The organism is Kitasatospora sp. MY 5-36, from assembly GCF_001182915.1.
Taxonomy (GTDB): domain Bacteria; phylum Actinomycetota; class Actinomycetes; order Streptomycetales; family Streptomycetaceae; genus Kitasatospora.
Genome location: NZ_LFVW01001061.1, coordinates 1 through 2150 on the forward strand (window position 1 = coordinate 1; position 2150 = coordinate 2150).

2 protein-coding genes are annotated in these 2150 nt (G+C 71.8%); one reads left to right on the top strand and one right to left on the bottom strand.

The window, feature by feature from the left end; all coding sequences use genetic code 11:
- Positions 1-175 precede the first annotated feature (175 nt).
- Entirely contained in the window at positions 176-733 is a 558-nt protein-coding gene (locus AE652_RS40070; protein ID WP_234348716.1) for a hypothetical protein, read from the bottom strand.
- A 577-nt stretch (positions 734-1310) separates the two neighbouring features.
- Between AE652_RS40070 and AE652_RS40075 the strand changes: the two genes are divergently transcribed.
- The coding region (locus tag AE652_RS40075; protein WP_049660636.1) for an ALF repeat-containing protein at positions 1311-2150 on the top strand (840 nt) is incomplete at its 3' end.

The window sequence follows — 2150 nt, forward strand, 5'->3', positions numbered from 1 at the left end:
GTCGCCGTTCAGGGCGGGGGCTGGCGTGCCGGACAACAGGGTGCCGGCGAGGGCGGCGGCGGTGACCGGCCCGGCCGTCCATGCGGTGCGTGGGCGTGAGCAACCATGAGGTGGCTTTCCTTCGTCTGCCGGGCGGTGGCGGTGGCGGTAGCGCCGGGGAAGCGCGGACCGGGGGTCACGCCGTGGCGGTGATCTCCAGCAGGGTGAACACGCGCTCCTGCGGGTCGGCGGTCTCCCCGACCGGCGTCCACTTGTTCTTCTGCACGTCGAAGGACTTGGCCTCGGTGCCCGTCTGCATGTCGACGCGTACGGCGTAGTCGTTGCCCTTGGCGCCGTAGACGGAGGGGAGTTCGAGGCTCAGGCGGCCGGTCGCGCCGGTGACCTGGAAGCAGAACCGGCCGTGGCCGACCGGGTCCGTGGTCGACATGCCCCGGGCGTTCACTTCGAGCAGGCCGGGGCGGCTGTCGCAGGTGGCGAGCAGGATGTGGCCGTCGCCGCTCTTCAGCTTGATGCCGCGCTCCTTGAAGATCCTGTCGGCCTCCGGGTACGCGAAGTCCTCGACGGCCGGCGGCGGGGTGTCGTCCGCGGTGACGGCCCCGGCGGTGGTGGTACCGGCCCCGGCGGCGCTCACGGTTCCGGCGGGTACGGGGGCGGCGCCGACCGTGGTCAGACCCGTCAGGGCGACGGCACCGGCGACGGCACCGACGGTCAGGCAGCGAATCAAAGGCTTCATGCTGGTGGGGCCTCCTCGTTCGGAATTCCACGGGCAAGGGAATGGTGTGATCGAAGTAAACGATGCGCCGACCCGGGCCTGCGCAGGGCGCTTCGCCATCGGGTCGGAGGCCTATTGGTATCACGGTCGCCGAGTTCCGTAAAAGGGTCGGGTTCGAGCCAATATTGCGGACCGAGCGGCCTGCGGCGATCCCCTTCGGAAACCGGTAGCCCGGCCTTGGGGCCCCCTCAAAGTGCCTCTGACCAGCTGTTTCTTCCACTCGACGTCCCAGCGTGCTCGATCCGTGGCATGGCTCGTGAATTCGGTATCGGACCCGTGGGTTCACGACCTGTGCGACAGTTCGACAGGTTGTTGTAGACGGTTCCGAAAATGCCTGGAATTCCAGTCGAAAAGCACTCAAGGAATTGAGGAGAAATGGTCGATAAATTATCCGGGATCACATTCCCGCCTAAGCGTCTCCGACGCGCCCGGCTGACCGCGGTGACGGCGCTGTCGCTGGCGACGAGGTAGGCGTAGGCGACGGCGGTACCCCGCCGATCCCGGGCCGGCGCCGCTGCCTGCGGGCGCGCGCACCCAGGTGGTCGAGGCGTGGGCGGCCGGCGGGTCGGCGGTCAAGGACGCGGCGGCCGCCGCGCTGGTCGGCGGCGATGCCCAGATCAGCGACTTCCTGGCCGCCGGCCTGCAGCGGGCGACCACCGAGGACGAGCGCCTCGCGGTCCTGAAGATGCTCGCCTTCGCCGACGCCGGCGTGCGGGCCGCGGCGCAGCAGGCGCTGAACGGCACGGACGCGCAGCTGCACGACTTCGTGCTGACCGGCTTCCGGGCGCCGCTGCAGGAGGACCGGCGCGCGGCCGCCCTGGCCGCCATCGGCACGGGCGGCCGCGCCGTCCAGGATGCGGCGCAGAAGGCGCTCGACGACGGTTCCGCCAAGGCGTTGACGGACTTCCTCGGCGAGGGCCTCGCCCGGGCCCGGGAGGAGGACCAGCGGGTCCAGGTCACCAAGGTCCTGGCGACCGGCGGCCCCGAGGTGCAGAGGCTCGCGCAGCGGGCCCTGACCGGGACGGCCGAGGACATCACCGACTTCCTGGACAGCGGGCTGGAGCTGGCCCGCGCCCGTGACCAGGAGACTCTGACGATCAGCCAGCTGGTCGAGGCCGCGACGGAGGCCGGCAAGCGCGCCAAGGCCGAGACCGACGCGGCCAAGGCGGCGGGCGAGCGCGCGCAGGAGGCCTCCCGGCTGGCCAAGGAGGCCGCGCAGAAGGCCGCCGTGGAAGCCGAGGCGGCCAAGAACGACCTGGTGAAGGCCGGTCGGGCCGCGAACCGCGCGGCCGAGGCGGCGGAGGGCGCGGCCAACGCCGCGCGGACCGCGATCCAGGCCTCCAACACGGCGGTGGCCGCGGCCCGGACGGCGGCGAAC

What these genes read in the sequence shown, in the direction of transcription:
- AE652_RS40070 (WP_234348716.1), bottom strand. Translation starts at nt 733, where the DNA reads ATGAAGCCTTTGATTCGCTGCCTGACCGTCGGTGCCGTCGCCGGTGCC.